The organism is Cupriavidus sp. U2, from assembly GCF_009663685.2.
Lineage (GTDB): Bacteria > Pseudomonadota > Gammaproteobacteria > Burkholderiales > Burkholderiaceae > Cupriavidus > Cupriavidus necator_C.
This window is the reverse complement of sequence record NZ_RCOG02000027.1, coordinates 417,527-431,942: the sequence shown is the minus strand read 5'-3', so window position 1 is coordinate 431,942 and position 14,416 is coordinate 417,527. Positions and strand designations below refer to the sequence as shown.

Genomic DNA, 14,416 nt, shown 5'->3' with positions numbered 1-14,416 from the left:
GGGCGCTACCCCATCCGGGTGCGCCCCTTTCCATGCTCTCGAAACCTCCATCGTTGGATGTCAGACATCCTATCAGTGTCCGGACTTCCAGACAGGTAGCGTCGCTCAGGCAGCCGCCTTCACCGCCTGGCGCGCAATCAGCTTCCATTGCCCGCCTTGCTTTTGCCATACCTGTAGCACCTTGAGCAGCACGGTTCCCTGCTTGCCGTTGTCGAGCGTCTCGCCGGACAGCGTGTGGCGAATCACCGCGACGTCGCCTGATACGTGCACGGTCTGGTCGGTAATGTTGATGCTGACGAAGTCCGACTTCTTGTCGAGCAGGTCGCCGATAAAGCTGGCCTTCGTGTCGATACGGCCGCCGGAGTGGCCATAGCTCAGCGAATCGGCCACCAGGCCCGACAGCGTGGCCTGGTCCGGATCAACCATGGCCACGCGCAGCTTTTCGGCGGCGGCGCTGACGGCCTGGTCGGCCGATTGCGCCAGGGCCGGCGTGGCGGCAATGCCCAGCAGGATGGCGGCGCCCAGCGCCGCGGTGAATCTACGCATGATGTCTCCCATTTGTTCTGTTGTGACTTGGTGGGTCGATGAGGCAACCGCCGCGGGGAATATCGTTGCGAGCAGTTGTAAGTCATCGTATCACAGCGGGCCGGAACCGCAACGCGAGGGATGCGGCCGGGAGACAGCGGGTCACCCCTCCTTGCCATCCACGCGCGGACGGGCCAGGAACGGGGTGTACTTGACGAGATACAGGACCAGCGACAGCACCCACAGCGCGCCGGCCAGCGCGATGGCCTGTGGCTTCAGCTCTGGCAGCCAAAGCGGGCCAGCCACGCGTACCACGGCAGCCAGCACCATGAACAGATAGGCCAGGTGCTCCATGCGGCCAGTTTCAAGCCTGCGGCCGGTATGGCCGAGGGCGGTGCGCGTGACCATCGCGATGATGGCGCAGCCGATCACACCGACAGTCAGGGCATGCAGCGCCGTGGAGCGGTCGAGCCAGCCGGCGGCGGCAGCGGCGATCAGAATGAAGCCGATCGGCAGGAACGCGTAGGCGACGTGCAGGATGCTGACAATGGGCTTGCGAAGTGTGCGATGCGAATCCCAGCCATGCAGGCGGACGCCATGGGCAACCGCCGCGGCCAGTGCCAGCATGCCGGTCAGCCACGCGGGCGCCTGCAGTGCGGCGGCAACCGCAGCCAGCAGGGTCAGCGCAACCACGCCGCGTTCCACCGTCTGCCAGCGACGGATGCGCGCGCCGGGAATCGCATTGGCGGTGAACATCGGAATCACGCGCCCGCCGATCACGGTCACGAAAATCGCCACCAGACCGGTGGCCGCTTCGGCCGCATGCAGTGCCCAGTCGATGCGGCCTGCCTGAAGGGCGGCGTGAAACCCGATATTGAGCGCGCCCATGATGCCCAGCGCGATCGCCAGCCCGTAGTTTCGCCGGCTCCTGGCCCGGCGCAGGATGCTGTAGAAGCTCAGGCTGCACAGGGGAAGGAAGGCCACATCGGCCGCAATGGCCGCCCAGGCGGGACCGGTCCACATCAGCACGCGGGCCAGCAGCCATACACCGGCCAGCGCCCCCAGCCAGGCGCCCTGCGGGGTTTGCAGGCCCGTCCAGTTCTTGCCCGCCGTAAAGAGAAAGCCCACGACGACGGCGGCCGAGAACCCGAACACCATCTCGTGGGCGTGCCACGCCATGCTGCCCAGCCACGGCTGCGTGGCAGGTATCCACCAGCCCAGATACATGGCCACCCAGGCCGCCATGGCCATCGCGCCGAATGCCGCGGCCAGCAGGTAGAAGGGACGGAAGCCGAGCGCCAGGATGGGCAGGCCGCGATAGGTGGGCGTGCGCGAGGGTGGGGAGATCTGCAGCAGGACTGACATGGTGAGAAGCGCGAAGGGATGATGACGTGCAGGAACGTGCGGTGTGACGGAGTCGATTCTAGGAAAGATGCATATGAAATGCAATTTACTGGAGCGGCGCCGCATGAAATCCGTTGCGTAAGTGAAAACACCGAGGCGATTTACCCTCAACCCCTCCTCGCGTAGGGGTAAATCGAAGCCCTGTCTACCCGTTAGCCAGACAAAGCAGACATTGATCAGAGCGGCGCGCAACGACGCCCGCCAATACCACTAGAACGGGTTCTCTCAGCGATGTCGGTCATGGCGCACGCCGTGGCTCCAATCGTGTTTTGGCCTGACGTTGGGCCGTTGAATCGGGAAAAGAGTCAGGGATCTTTCGATCAAGACCAAGCTCCTCGCGGGGTTTGGCACGCTGGCGCTCGTCGTGCTGGTGGTGTCCGGGTTGTCGCTCCGTGCGCTGAGCCGGTCTACCGAGGGCTTTGCCGCCTATATCAACGGGCTCAACGCCCGGGCCGAAGTGGCCTCCCAGGTGCGCACCGCCGTGGACCGTCGGGCCATTGCCGCGCGTAACCTGGTGCTGGTGACGACGCAGGCCGATCTGGACACGGAAAAGGCCGAGGTGCTCAAGGCCCATGGCGATGTGGGTGCGCGCCTTGGCAAGCTCAAGCAGATGGTCATGGCCGAGGGGGTCAGCGAAGGCGCGCGCAGCCTGGTGGCTGAGATCGACCGCATCGAGTCGCGCTACGGCCCCGTGGCGACCGACATCGTCGGGATGGCGCTAGACGGCAAGAAAGACGCCGCGATTGCCAAGATGAACGCCGAATGCCGGCCGCTGCTGGCCGCGCTGGTCAAGGCCACGCGCGACTACGCGGATTTCACGCGCGAGCGTCAGGAGGAGATGATCCGCAATCTCGACGACGACTACGCGCGGCAACGCGCGTTCCTGATCGTGGTGGCGATTGCCGCCGTGGTGTTCGGCATCTTTGGCGGGCTGCTGCTGACGCGGGCCATTACCGGCCCGATCCAGCGCGCGGTCGAGGTGGCGCGCACGGTAGCCCGAGGCGAGGTCGGCATGCGGATCGAGGTGGATTCCCAGGACGAGCCGGGCCGCCTGCTGGCCGCGCTGCGCGACATGAACGACCGGCTGGCCGAAACGGTCGTACGCGTGCGCGCAAGCAGCGGCAGCATCGCGGTTGCCACCGGCGAGATCGCCAGCGGCAACATGGACCTGTCCAGCCGTACGGAACAGCAGGCGGCGTCGCTGGAAGAAACGGCGGCAAGCATCGAGGAATTGACCGCCACGGTACGCCACAACACCGACAACGCCCGGCAGGCCAGCGAACTGGCGCGCAATGCCGCCGCAGTGGCGCAGCAGGGCAGCGGCAGGGTGGGGCTCGTGGTCGATACGATGGAGGGCATCAGCGCCAGTTCGTCGAAGATCGCTGACATTACCGGCATCATCGAGAGCATCGCGTTCCAGACCAACATCCTGGCGCTCAACGCCGCGGTGGAGGCTGCGCGCGCAGGCGAGCAGGGCCGTGGCTTCGCGGTGGTGGCCAGCGAGGTGCGCAGTCTGGCGCAGCGCTCATCGAACGCCGCCAAGGAGATCAAGGAACTGATCGACGCCTCGGTGGCGCAGGTGCGGGCCGGTTCGACGCTGGCCAGCGAGGCCGGCCAGACCATGGTGGAAGTCACCCAGGCCGTGGCGAGTGTGACCCATATCGTCGGCGAAATCGCGGCGGCGTCGGCCGAGCAGAACCGTGGCATCGAGCAGGTGAACCAGGCCATCGTGCAGATCGACCAGGTGACCCAGCAGAACGCGTCGCTGGTGCATGAAGCCGCCGTTGCGTCGAAGTCCCTCGAAGAGCAGGGCAAGATGCTGACCGATGCCGTGGCCTTCTTCAAGCTGCCGGGGACCGGCGGTCAGCGCGGCCAGGCAGCCCAGGCGGCAGGTCAGCGCCTGGCTTCGACGGGCGGCATCGCGTTCACGTAAGCGGCATCGGTCAGGGTGCGCAGGAACGCCACGATGTCATCGATCTCGCCGTCGGTGAGGGCGGCCGGCATGCCCGGCTTGCGGTTCATCGGCGGCGAATTCACGTTGATGTTGTCGCGGTAGGCGGCGGGAACGTCGTCGAAGACCTTGCCGTCGCGGTACCACTTGCCCGGATCGATCGAGCGTGTGTTGTAGAACGCCACGGCGTCGCGCAGCGTGGCAAACACGCCGTTGTGCATGAAACGCTGGCGCACCGCCACGTTGCGCAAGCCCGGCGTACGCAGATAGCCACACCATTGCGTGGGCTCGGGCCAGCGCAGGCGCCGCGCGGTGTCGCACAGGCCGTTGTCGAAATGCTTCGGATCGCGGTTGGCGGGCAGCGCGCGGTTGCGTGGCACGGCAATCGCGTCGTAGCCGAAGTCGGTGAACAGAGAACGTTCGGGGCGGCTCGCCGTATCGGACAGCGTGTGGCAGCTCATGCAATTGCCCTTGTCCGGATTCTTGAACAGCGCCAGCCCGCGGGTTTCCTGAACGGTGAGCGGCGTGCGGCGGCGCAGGTAGTCATCGAAGCGCGACGTGAACGGCGCCATCTCGTCGCTCTGCATGTAGGCCTGCAGCGCGGCGCCCAGCGCGCGCAGCAGCGCCTCCGGGTCGCGGCGCACATCGGGCCCGAACTGCGCGGCGAGGGCGGGCGCGAGGTCGGTGCCGTTGACGTTGCGCAGCAGGCCGGCCGGCGTGCCGTTGTTCATTTCGTTGGGGTCCAGCAGCGGCCCGCGTACCTGCTCGGCAAGTGTGTCGGCGCGGCCATCGGCGAACAGCCCGCCGAACGGCGAGGCGGCCGGGGCATCGTCGTCCTGGTAGAAATGCCGGCGTGGCACGTAGCGGACGTACAGCAGCGAAGGCGGATTGCGCAGGCTGAAATGACCGGGGCGGCTGCCCTGCGTCACGCCCGGCGTACTGGCGGGCAGCGTGGCCGAGAACGCGCGGGCGGGATCGTGGCAGCTGGCGCAAGACTGGCCGCGCGGCATCGATAGGCGCGCATCGAAGAACGCGCGGCGGCCCAGCGTCACCAGTGCCGGGTCCGGACGGAACACGGCAGCGGTGGCATTCAACTTGGCGGCGACCTTGGGTGTGCCGCTGCCGATGGTGGCCACCACCGTGGCGGGAGGCGCACCCGGCAGCAGCACCGTTTCCGCGGCCAGCACGGGCGATGTCAGCGCCCATGCCAGCAGCATCGCACGGGCGGCGGGCACGCCATTTCGGCGAAACGGATTCCGCATCAGGGCGTCAGGAAGCCGGTCTTGTCGCAGGCAAGCGTGCTGCCGGTCTGGTCGCAGGTGGCCAGCAGCTTGCCGGCCTTGGTGTATGCCTTGAACTGCCAGCCCGTGGCCGGCGATGCATGACGGTCCATCACCAGGAAGCCGAAGCTTGCGTGATGGGTGATGCGGTCGATCGTCGTGCCGGGTGCGGGGACACTGCCGGCCGGCAGCGGATCGGGCAGGGCCACATCCAGGTTGTCGCCGCCGTTGCCCGAGACGATCGTCGCCGGATGCGCCGACGCGAAGTTGATGGCCTGGAAGTCATGCACGTGGCCATGCAGCGCCAGCTGGATACCGGGCGGGTAGTACGCCTGCGCATTCAGGTTCGACATCACCGATTGCAGCGCCAGGTTGCCTGGCGCCGGGTTTGCGCCGGCAACCGGGGCGAAGCCCAGGATCGGGTGATGGTTGGTGWAGATCGTGGTGGTCATGCCCGTCTTCGCGGCCAGTGTCGCCACGGTCTGGAACTGTTTCTGGTAGGCAATGAACTGCGGATCGCTGGTTGCCAGTGCGGTCTTGCCGGCCTTGGCCGAGTCGAACACGATCACCTGCGAGCCACCGCCCAGCGACACCGCATACGGTTCGGCGTAGTTGGCGATGGCGTCATTGGCCGGATCGTCGCACGAGCGCGTTGCATCGTAGGGGCGGGTATCCAGAAAGCGGGCCCAGCCCTGGCCGGCGCGCGCGCATTCCTCGTGGTTGCCGCGCACGACCACCCAGGGTGCCTTGGCCAGCAATGGTGCGGCGGGCTTGAACAGGTCGGCCTGCCACGTGTCCCAGCCATAGCCCCATGGGCTGCCCTGGCAGCCGGCGATGTCGGGCGGGCAGGCATTCTCCCGGTAGTGGTAGTCGCCGATGTGCAGCACGAGGTCTGGATTGAACCCCGCCGCCGTCGCAGCCAGTGACGCCAGCGGCCAGGCTTCGGTGTCGGTACAGGCCTGCCAGGCGTTGTCGGCCTTCTTCAGGCGGCAGCCGGTGTCGGCGAGCACCACGATACGTTGCGGCGTCGCCTTCGGCAGCGGCAGCGCCTGCGTGCCGATGGCGGCGCTGGTGGCGGTGGCTGGCAGCGTGGCTTCGCAGACGGCAACGGGGAATTCGGACGGCTTCGAGTCGGCTGCCGCGCTGGCCGTGGTGCGCAGCGGCACGGTGGCCGGGCCCACGCGCAACGTCATGCGCGCCGCGGTGCCATCGACGGTCAGCAGCGGGCACTGCGCATTCGCGGCGGCGCCGGCCGGCGCCGTATAACTGGTCACCACGCGGGCAATGGCCTGGTTGCCATCGCCGATCTCGACCCACGCGGCCTGGATGTTGGCGCTGGCCGTGGCCGCATCGGGCGCGGGTGTGGCTGCGGGCGGATTGTTGGTGCCGCCATTGCTGTTGTTGTCGTCGCTGCCGCAGCCGTGCAAAGCCGCCACGGCAGCCAGCGCCGCCACGCCGGCCACGAAGCCGAAGGTCTTTTGTGAGCGCATTCTGGTTTCTCCCCTGTGTGGGGCGACACCGTACCTGCGCGGTGTGAAAGAAATATGACGCCCGCGCCGCCGCCTCGGACGCTCAGCGCGAGCGCCTGGCGCGCGCGGCGGCCTCTGCGGCAGCCGCGCGCAGTTCGGGCGGGAAGCCGCGGATTTCCGAATGGAAGAAGCCACGCTCGGCAGCCCGCAGTGCGCCGAGTTGCGTCGCCAGCCGCTCGATGGCGCCGTACGCCTGCGCGGAGGCGCCCTGCTCGTGGGTCAGGTACCAGGCCAACTCAAGCAGTAGGTTGGCCAGCTGCAGGGCGTTGTAGCAGGCGTGGCCGGCGTCGTGTTCCTCCAGCGCGAACGCCGCCACGGACGACCAGCGCACAAAGCCCTTGGCCGGCGCAAACGGCGCGTGAAACGGTCGCAGGGCGTCGATGGCCGCCGCCATCGTCAGAGGCTGCAAGGCGCGGAACGCGGCGAGCGACGCTGGCGCGCCGTCACTGACACTGCCCCGCGCCACGCGTAGCAGGAAGATTGTGTTCCACGCGGAGCCGCCGCCGACCCCGAAACGGTCGCAGATCCATTCCGACAGCCCCAACCAGCGCATGGCCTGCCGCTGGACATCGCCCGGCGCCATCTCGCGCGCCACATCGACCAGCCGATAGCGCCAGAACAGCCATAGCGACCAGCCGATATTGGCTGCCGCATGCTGTACCGCATCGACCGAGTCGGCCTCGTAGGCAGCCTGCAATGCGCCGGCGAAGGCATCGAGCGCCTGACGGGCGGCGTCCTGGCGCTGCGTCGCACTGGTCTGTGCGGCTGCTGGTCCGGCCCGATCCGTCCTGGCGCGGCCATGCGGGGCTTCCGGCCGCAGCGCGATGCTCTTGTGGACGAGGGCTTCCAGGTTCAGCGTTTCGAACCGGATGCGCGGGTTATAGCGGACGACGGGACGCAGCTCGGCATCGCCCGACAGCCGCCCCAGTTCGCGCTGCGCCGCGTCGAGTTGGCCCCGCGCGTAGTGTTCCCAGGCACGCACCACATGCGCCATGGCCGCGAACGTGGGCAGCGCCGCGTTGACGCCGCCGGCCACCACGATCCGCTCGAAGCGGCGCAATGCCGCGCGGCTCTTGTCCAGGCGATCGCTGCGGCGCCAGGCCAGGCTTTCCTTGAGTAGCGACAGCGCCTGCTGGAAGTCGTCGGCCGCGGTGCGCTGCGCGGCCCGGAACGACTCGGCCACGCCGTGGTCGAGCACGCCCGCGAAGCCATCCTGCGCGCCGCGCATCGCCTGCGTCAGATGGCGCCAGAACGCCATGTCGCGCATCACGTATTGCAGCCCCTCGCCGCTGGCCTCGGCGGCCGGCGTGGTATCGCCGGCCGGTGACTGCCCCAGCCAGCGCGCCACGCCCGCGGTGCCCAGCGGCTTGCCGTGCGCCGTGAAGCGCAGCCGTTCCGCCGTGGCGGCGGACATCCAGAACGGCCCCCGGCTGCGGCCGTCGGTGCGCAATGCGGAAATGCCGATGGCCTTGTCATGGCCCCAGCCCACCGGCACACCCCACTGGGCGAAGTCCGCGAACGCGCGCGAGACGATCATGCGCACGTTGGCGGCATCGGAAAAACGGGCGCGCACGGTGGGCGCGCCCAGGTCTTCGTGATCGCGCGAGGCGGCCAGCCAGATCCGCGCGAGCAACCAGACCGACTGGTAGCGCGCGGCGTGCTCGCCCACCCGGTAAGGACCGGACAGGTCGATGGCGACGATGGAGCGGGAGGGCGCGGGGGCGGGCATGGCCGCCATGTTACGCGTGTTACAGCTGCGCCGGTTGGCGGCCTGCAGGACTGCGCCTATGCTCCGCACCACGATCCGGGCCTGGATTGCCAACCGTCTGCATGACGACAACCCCGATAACCACAAAACTCATAGCGTGTTGATATGCGAAACAGACTTGCCCGATTTTTCCTGATGCCGCTATGGCTGGCCTGCGCAGCCATGACCGTGCAGGCCGCCGAAGTCCCCATCGATGCCAAACCGCTGTTCGACGCCGCCGGCGTGGACGGCACCATGGTGGTCTACGACGTACGCCAGCAGCGCATGCTGACCTACAACCCCAGGCGCGCGGCCACGCCGTATTCGCCGGCATCGACCTTCAAGATCTTCAATTCCCTGATCGGCCTGGAGACCGGCGCGGTGGCCGACGTCGACAACGACAAGCTGCCGTGGGACGGCAAGGTGTGGATGCACCATGGGAAGCCGATCCTGCCGGAGGTCTGCAATGGCGAAGTGGCGCTGCGCGTGGCGCTGAAGAACTCCTGCGTGCCGGCCTACCAGGCGCTCGCGCGCCGGGTGGGGGCCGCGCAGTACCGCAAGTACCTGCGCGCCGCCCATTTCGGCAACGCCGATGTCGATGGCCCGGTGGACCGCTTCTGGCTCAACGGCCGCCTGCAGATCACCACGTACCAGCAGATCGATTTCCTCGGCAACGCCGCCGCGCACAAGGTGCCGCTGATCTCGGAGCACAGCTTCGCGGCGCTCGACGACATCCTGACCATCGAAAGCACGCCGGCCTACACGCTGCGCGCCAAGACCGGCTGGGCCACATCGGGCAAGGTCGATGTGGGCTGGTGGGTCGGCTGGGTCACGCGCGGCGACGATACCTATGTCTTCGCGATGAACCTGGACATGCCGCGCCCCGAGGTGGGCGCAAAGCGGCAGGAGATTGCCCGCGCGGTGCTCAGGCAGGTGGGCGCGCTGCCTTGACGGCGTAGCGGCGGCCGGGGATCAGGGCGCCAGCTGATCGAGTACCTGGGCAGCGGTCTGCAGGCCGGTGTCGACCAGGTGCTGCATGTAGACACCCATCTCCGGCATGCACAGCGCCATCACCAGCATGCCGCCGAGCAGGGTCACCGGGAAGCCGACCGCGAAGATCGACAGCTGCGGCGATGCGCGGTTCAGGATACCCATGGCCAGGTTCAGGGTCAGCAGCGCGGCAATCATCGGCAGCGCCAGCAGCATGCTGGAGGAAAAGACCATCGATCCCGCACGCGCCACCACGCCCCACCCGTGCCCGGACAGCGGCACGCCGGCAATCGGCACGCCCTGGAAGCTGTCCACCAGGGCGGCCAGCATCATCAGGTGGCCATCCAGAGACAGGAACATCAGCGTGGCCACGATATTGAGAAAGCGCGACAGCACCATCGTCTGCCCGCCCGACGACCGGTCGTAGAACGCCGCGAACGACAGGCCCATCTGCAGGCCGATGATTTCACCGGCCATCTGCACGGCGGCAAAGATCAGCCGCATCGAGAAGCCCATGGCCACGCCAATGCCCACTTCGTTCATGACGACCAGCAGGCCTTCGTACGAATAGATCGGTGCCGTGGGAATGTGCCCGATCGTGGGCGACACGATCGTGGCCAGCGCGGCCGCCAGCAGGATCTTCGCGCGGCGCGGAATGGTGGACTCGCTGAACAGGGGCGCGGTCGAGATCAGCGCCATCAGCCGGAACATCGGCCAGAGAAAGGCGGCGATCCACCCGTACATCTGGTCGGTGGTGACCTCGAACACGGTGCCTGGGTCCTGCGGGGAAGCGGGGGAGGGTCAGTGCGCCAGGGCGGGGATGCCCTGGAACACTTCGCGCATGTAGTCGACGAACGTGTTGATCATCCACGGGCCGACCAGCACCATCGTCACGAACAGCGCGACCAGCTTCGGAATGAACGTCAGCGTCATTTCATTGATCTGCGTGGCGGCCTGGAACAGGCTTACCACCAGACCGGCGGCCAGCGCCACCAGCAGCAGCGGGGCGGACAGCATCAGCGTCATCTTCATCGCCTGCGTGGCGATCGTCATGACCATCTCGGGTGTCATCTCAAGCTCCCGTCAATTCATGAAGCTCTGCGCCAGGGACCCCAGCAGCAGTTGCCAGCCATCGACCAGCACGAACAGCATCAGCTTGAACGGCAGCGAAATGGTGGCGGGTGGCACCATCATCATCCCCATCGCCATCAGCACGCTGGCCACGACGAGGTCGATGATCAGGAACGGAATGAAGATCGTGAAGCCGATCTGGAACGCGGTCTTCAGTTCGCTGGTGACGAAGGCCGGCACCAGCACCGAGAACGGCACGTCGTCCGGGCTCTGCATTTCGGGCGTCTTGGCCATCTGGGCGAACAGCGCCAGGTCTTTCTCGCGCGTCTGGCGCAGCATGAACGCACGTACCGGCACCGCGGCGCGCTCCGCGGCGGCCTCCAGGCTGATGCGGTTTTCGGACAGCGGCTTGTAGGCGTCGGCGTAGACCTTGTCGAGCACCGGCGACATGACGAAGAACGTCAGGAACAGCGACAGGCCCACCAGCACCTGGTTGGGCGGCGACGACGCCGTGCCCAGCGCGTTGCGCAGCAGGCCCAGCACGATGATGATGCGCGTGAAGCCCGTCATCATCAGCATGGCCGCCGGCAGGAACGACAGCGACGTGAGCAGGACCAGCGTCTGGATCGACAGCGACCAGACCTGGCCGCCACCGGCGGCGGCGCGGCTGGTGACGCCCGGCAGCGACTGCGCCAGCGCGGCGTCGGGTGCGAGCCACAGCGCCAGCGGCAGCAGGGCCAGCAGGGCGGCCGCCACGCGCGACGGACGCACGAAGGGCTTCACGGGTAGCTGCTCGACAGCGGCGGCACGCGGCGATTTCATTTCTTGAGGTTTTCCTGCATGGCGCGCATCAGGCGTTCGCCGAAGCCGCCCTGCATGGGCGGGGTCGGCGGCGCGCCGCTGTCCGGCTGTGCCGGAAGCGTATGGAGCGGGCGGATTTCGTTGGGCGAGACACCGAGCACGAGCCAGGTATCGCCAACTTCCACGGTCACAACCTTCTGGCGCGTGCCCAGCGCCAGGCTGTTCACGACCTTGATCGATGCGTTGCCGGCGCCGTGGCGAACCAGGCCGGTGCGGCGCGCAACCCAGGCCATGCCCAGGATCAGCGCGATGACTGCGAAGAGGCCCAGGCCCGCCTGGGCCAGGCTGCCGCTGCTGCTGATCGCCGGCGCATTGCTGGCGAACGCGTGGCTGGCGGCGGCACTGCTGGCGGGGTTGCCCGCCGGGGCGGTGCCGCGCACGGCATCAGCGGCCTGGGCGCCGGTCGCGGCACCGCCCGTGAGGACGATGCCCGAGGCAATGCGCGCGGCAGCTGCGGACCGGCGCGAGGCGGCTGTCATTTGTTGAGCTTCCGGATACGTTCGGACGGCGTGATGATGTCCGTCAGGCGAATGCCGAACTTGTCGTTCACCACCACCACTTCGCCCTGGGCGATCAGGTAGCCGTTCACGAGTACGTCCATCGGTTCGCCGGCCAGGCCGTCGAGTTCCACCACCGAGCCCTGCGCCAGTTGCAGCAGGTTCTTGATGGGCACCTTGGTGCGGCCCAGTTCCACGGTCAGCTGCACGGGGATATCGAGGATCATCCCGATATCGTTGTGGAAGCCGCTCGGTGCTTCCTGTGCCAGCGGCGGGAATACGGTGGAAGCCGCGGGCGTGGCGGTCGGCATGGCCGAGGCTGCCGGCGCCGTGGTAGTGGCCGCTTCGGCAGCGGGCGCAGCCTGTTCGACGCTGGTCTGCTCCGCCAGGGCGCTGGCCCAATCGTCCATCGGATCGACCGGCTTGTCCTGAGTGCCGTCAGTCATGATCGGTTTCCTTGTTGGGATCGCTGTCTTGGTAATTGATCATTCGTTCCACGCGCAGTGCGTACTGGCCGTTCATCGTGCCGAAACCGCACTGCATGACGGGCACGCCGTCAACCTTGCCGAAGATCTTCTCCGGCAGTTCGATCGGCAGCACGTCGCCTTCACGCATGGCCAGGACCTCGGCCACGGTGCTGCGCAGGTGCGCGAATTCGGCCACCAGTTCCACTTCGGCGGCACGCAGCTGGTTGGAAAGCTGGCCGAGCCAGCGTTTGTCCACCTCGACTTCGTCCTGCAGCGGATTCATCAGCAGATCGCGCAGCGGCTCGATCATCGAGAAGGGGATACAGATATGCAGTTGCCCGCCCACGGCGCCCAGTTCGATGTGGAACGCCGTGGTGACCACGGCATCGTTCGGGCCGGCCACGTTGGCGAACTTGGTGTGCATCTCCGAGCGGACATAGTCGAACTCGATCGGATGCACGGTGCGCCAGGCCTGGCTGTAGCTGTTCAGCGTCAGGTCCAGCATACGGCGGATGATGCGCTGCTCGGTCTGGGTGAAGTCGCGGCCTTCCACGCGGGTGTGGAACCGTCCGTCGCCGCCGAACAGGTTGTCGACCACAAGGAACACCAGGTTCGGGTCGTACACGAACAGTGCGGTGCCCCGCAGCGGCTTCATGTGAACCAGGTTCAGGTTGGTCGGCACCGGCAGGTTGCGCACGAAATCGCCGTACTTCTCGATCCTGACCGTGCCGACCGAGATGTCTGCGCCGCGGCGGATGAAGTTGAACAGCGCGGTACGCAGTGCCCGGGCAAAACGCTCGTTGATGATTTCGAGCGTGTGCAGGCGGCCGCGGACGATACGTTCCTGGTTGGCCAGGTTGTACGGCCGCACACCGCCTTCTTCGACGACCGGTGCGCTGGCCGCTGGCGTATCGGCTTCGCCGGATACGCCTTTCAGTAGTTCGTCTACCTCGTCCTGCGAGAGGAACTTGTCGTAGGCCATCTAGTGTCCTGCCCCGTGAACGGCTGTGAGGATGAAACGGTCCATGTCCGGCTTCAGACGTCGCGCGTCACGCGACGGCAGGAAAGAAGTTCGGCGGGCAGTTTCATATCTATCGGTTTGGCTCAGGGTTCGCGGTGCGGACAGCAGCGTTACTGCACCACGAACGAAGTAAACAAGACATCCAGGATCTTCTGCGGCGGCAGACCCGGGGCAAACGGCTGGCTGATCGCCGCCTGGATGTCCTGGGCCAGCTTGCGCTTGCCTTCCACCGTGGCCAGATCGGCCGGCTGGCGTGCCGAGAGCAGCAGCAGGATGCGGCTGCGTGCTTCCGGCTGATACTGCGCCAGACGTCCCTGGGTGTCGGCATCCGCCACCTTCAGCGACAGGCCGGTGTGCAGGAAGCGGTCGCCGTCCTCGCTCTTGAGGTTGACGGTGAACGCATCCAGCGGCACGAAGATCGGCGGCGGCACCACCGGGGCAGCCGGAGCTGCCGGCTGATGATTGCTGCTGAGGATGCTGCCAAGGAAAAAGCCGCCAGCAGCCAGCACCACTACCAGCACGCCGCCGCCAATCAGCAGCAGTCGGCCGCGCTTGCTCGAAGTGCCGCCAGTCTGGGAGGGGGAAAGCGTGTTCGCCATGAGATGCCTGTGTCGGAATGCCTGCCATTCTTCCTGAATCGCAGGTAAGCAAAGGGCCGATAAAAAGGGGGAAACCCGCTTAGCTTGGCCGTTTGAGCCAGCGGGCATCGGGCGCAGGGGCACATTGGCGCGCCATTTGCGCCTGCTACGCTGGTTAACGATAACGGGGCGCGGAACTTAAGACGTGCATGCCGGGAATCCCGCGAATCGCGATGTAAAAGTAATCCATGAGCCGCTTTTGGTCCGGTGCTGCCCTGCGGCCTTGCATGCTGCCGGAACCGTTTCATCTGTACCTTTGCGACACCTCTTCGCCCGCGAAGCCTTGTCGTATCGTGTTTCCGCCAATTTAACTCTTATATAAGATATAAGACATTTGATCTCCGGCGGACTTCGGATTACAATCACGCGGCCGCTGGCGGTATTGCGCCGCCGGCCCACAAGAGACAAGGCAGTACCCGTTACAACCCTATTAAC

At 66.8% G+C, this 14,416-nt stretch carries 14 protein-coding genes; 2 read left to right on the top strand and 12 right to left on the bottom strand.

The window, feature by feature from the left end; genetic code table 11:
• Nucleotides 1-105: 105 nt before the first annotated feature.
• On the bottom strand, nt 106-546 hold the full coding sequence (locus D9X30_RS21555) for a nuclear transport factor 2 family protein (RefSeq protein WP_194946443.1): 441 nt from the start codon (nt 544-546) through the stop codon (nt 106-108).
• A 141-nt stretch (nt 547-687) separates the two neighbouring features.
• On the bottom strand, nt 688-1,890 hold the full coding sequence (locus D9X30_RS21550) for an NnrS family protein (RefSeq protein ID WP_153945851.1): 1,203 nt from the start codon (nt 1,888-1,890) through the stop codon (nt 688-690).
• Between the two features lie 331 nt (nt 1,891-2,221).
• Between D9X30_RS21550 and D9X30_RS21545 the strand changes: the two genes are divergently transcribed.
• A complete protein-coding gene (locus D9X30_RS21545; protein WP_249641053.1) occupies nt 2,222-3,862 on the top strand; it encodes a methyl-accepting chemotaxis protein in 1,641 nt (546 codons plus the stop codon).
• On the opposite strand, the gene D9X30_RS21540 is transcribed toward D9X30_RS21545, so the two are convergent.
• The 3 genes from D9X30_RS21540 to D9X30_RS21530 all read right to left on the bottom strand — a co-directional run bounded on the left by D9X30_RS21540 (nt 3,823) and on the right by D9X30_RS21530 (nt 8,418).
• On the bottom strand, nt 3,823-5,097 hold the full coding sequence (locus tag D9X30_RS21540; protein ID WP_228770779.1) for a cytochrome-c peroxidase: 1,275 nt from the start codon (nt 5,095-5,097) through the stop codon (nt 3,823-3,825). The two genes, D9X30_RS21545 and D9X30_RS21540, sit on opposite strands and share 40 nt — an antisense overlap.
• Before the next feature lie 44 nt (nt 5,098-5,141).
• On the bottom strand, nt 5,142-6,650 hold the full coding sequence (locus tag D9X30_RS21535; protein WP_249641040.1) for a metallophosphoesterase family protein: 1,509 nt from the start codon (nt 6,648-6,650) through the stop codon (nt 5,142-5,144).
• A gap of 82 nt (nt 6,651-6,732) precedes the next feature.
• Nucleotides 6,733-8,418 (bottom strand): hypothetical protein, encoded by a 1,686-nt coding sequence (locus D9X30_RS21530; protein ID WP_153946090.1) that lies wholly within the window; start codon nt 8,416-8,418, stop codon nt 6,733-6,735.
• 144 nt (nt 8,419-8,562) lie between these two features.
• Between D9X30_RS21530 and blaOXA the strand changes: the two genes are divergently transcribed.
• The gene (gene blaOXA, locus D9X30_RS21525; protein WP_153945855.1) at nt 8,563-9,387 is read left to right on the top strand and encodes an OXA-1206 family carbapenem-hydrolyzing class D beta-lactamase; all 825 of its coding nucleotides are present in this window, start codon (nt 8,563-8,565) and stop codon (nt 9,385-9,387) included.
• Nucleotides 9,388-9,408: 21 nt separating this feature from the next.
• On the opposite strand, the gene fliR is transcribed toward blaOXA, so the two are convergent.
• From fliR to fliL, 7 genes are all read right to left on the bottom strand, one after another.
• The gene (fliR, locus tag D9X30_RS21520) at nt 9,409-10,194 is read right to left on the bottom strand and encodes a flagellar biosynthetic protein FliR (RefSeq protein ID WP_249641039.1); all 786 of its coding nucleotides are present in this window, start codon (nt 10,192-10,194) and stop codon (nt 9,409-9,411) included.
• Nucleotides 10,195-10,227: 33 nt separating this feature from the next.
• Nucleotides 10,228-10,497, bottom strand: a complete 270-nt coding sequence (gene fliQ, locus D9X30_RS21515) for a flagellar biosynthesis protein FliQ (protein WP_061958832.1) — start codon at nt 10,495-10,497, stop codon at nt 10,228-10,230.
• 12 nt (nt 10,498-10,509) lie between these two features.
• Nucleotides 10,510-11,319 carry a flagellar type III secretion system pore protein FliP gene (gene fliP, locus D9X30_RS21510; RefSeq protein ID WP_228770751.1) on the bottom strand — a complete coding sequence of 270 codons (810 nt, stop codon included), beginning with the start codon at nt 11,317-11,319 and terminating at the stop codon, nt 10,510-10,512.
• On the bottom strand, nt 11,316-11,837 hold the full coding sequence (gene fliO / locus D9X30_RS21505; RefSeq protein WP_153945856.1) for a flagellar biosynthetic protein FliO: 522 nt from the start codon (nt 11,835-11,837) through the stop codon (nt 11,316-11,318). Before fliO ends, fliP begins: the two co-directional genes overlap by 4 nt.
• Nucleotides 11,834-12,301, bottom strand: coding sequence for a flagellar motor switch protein FliN (fliN, locus tag D9X30_RS21500; RefSeq protein ID WP_153945857.1), 468 nt, complete (start codon nt 12,299-12,301; stop codon nt 11,834-11,836). The genes fliO and fliN overlap by 4 nt, the downstream gene beginning before the upstream one ends.
• A complete protein-coding gene (fliM, locus tag D9X30_RS21495) occupies nt 12,294-13,304 on the bottom strand; it encodes a flagellar motor switch protein FliM (protein WP_153945858.1) in 1,011 nt (336 codons plus the stop codon). Before fliM ends, fliN begins: the two co-directional genes overlap by 8 nt.
• Nucleotides 13,305-13,453: 149 nt before the next feature.
• Nucleotides 13,454-13,942, bottom strand: a complete 489-nt coding sequence (gene fliL, locus D9X30_RS21490; RefSeq protein ID WP_066742072.1) for a flagellar basal body-associated protein FliL — start codon at nt 13,940-13,942, stop codon at nt 13,454-13,456.
• Nucleotides 13,943-14,416: the final 474 nt, after the last annotated feature.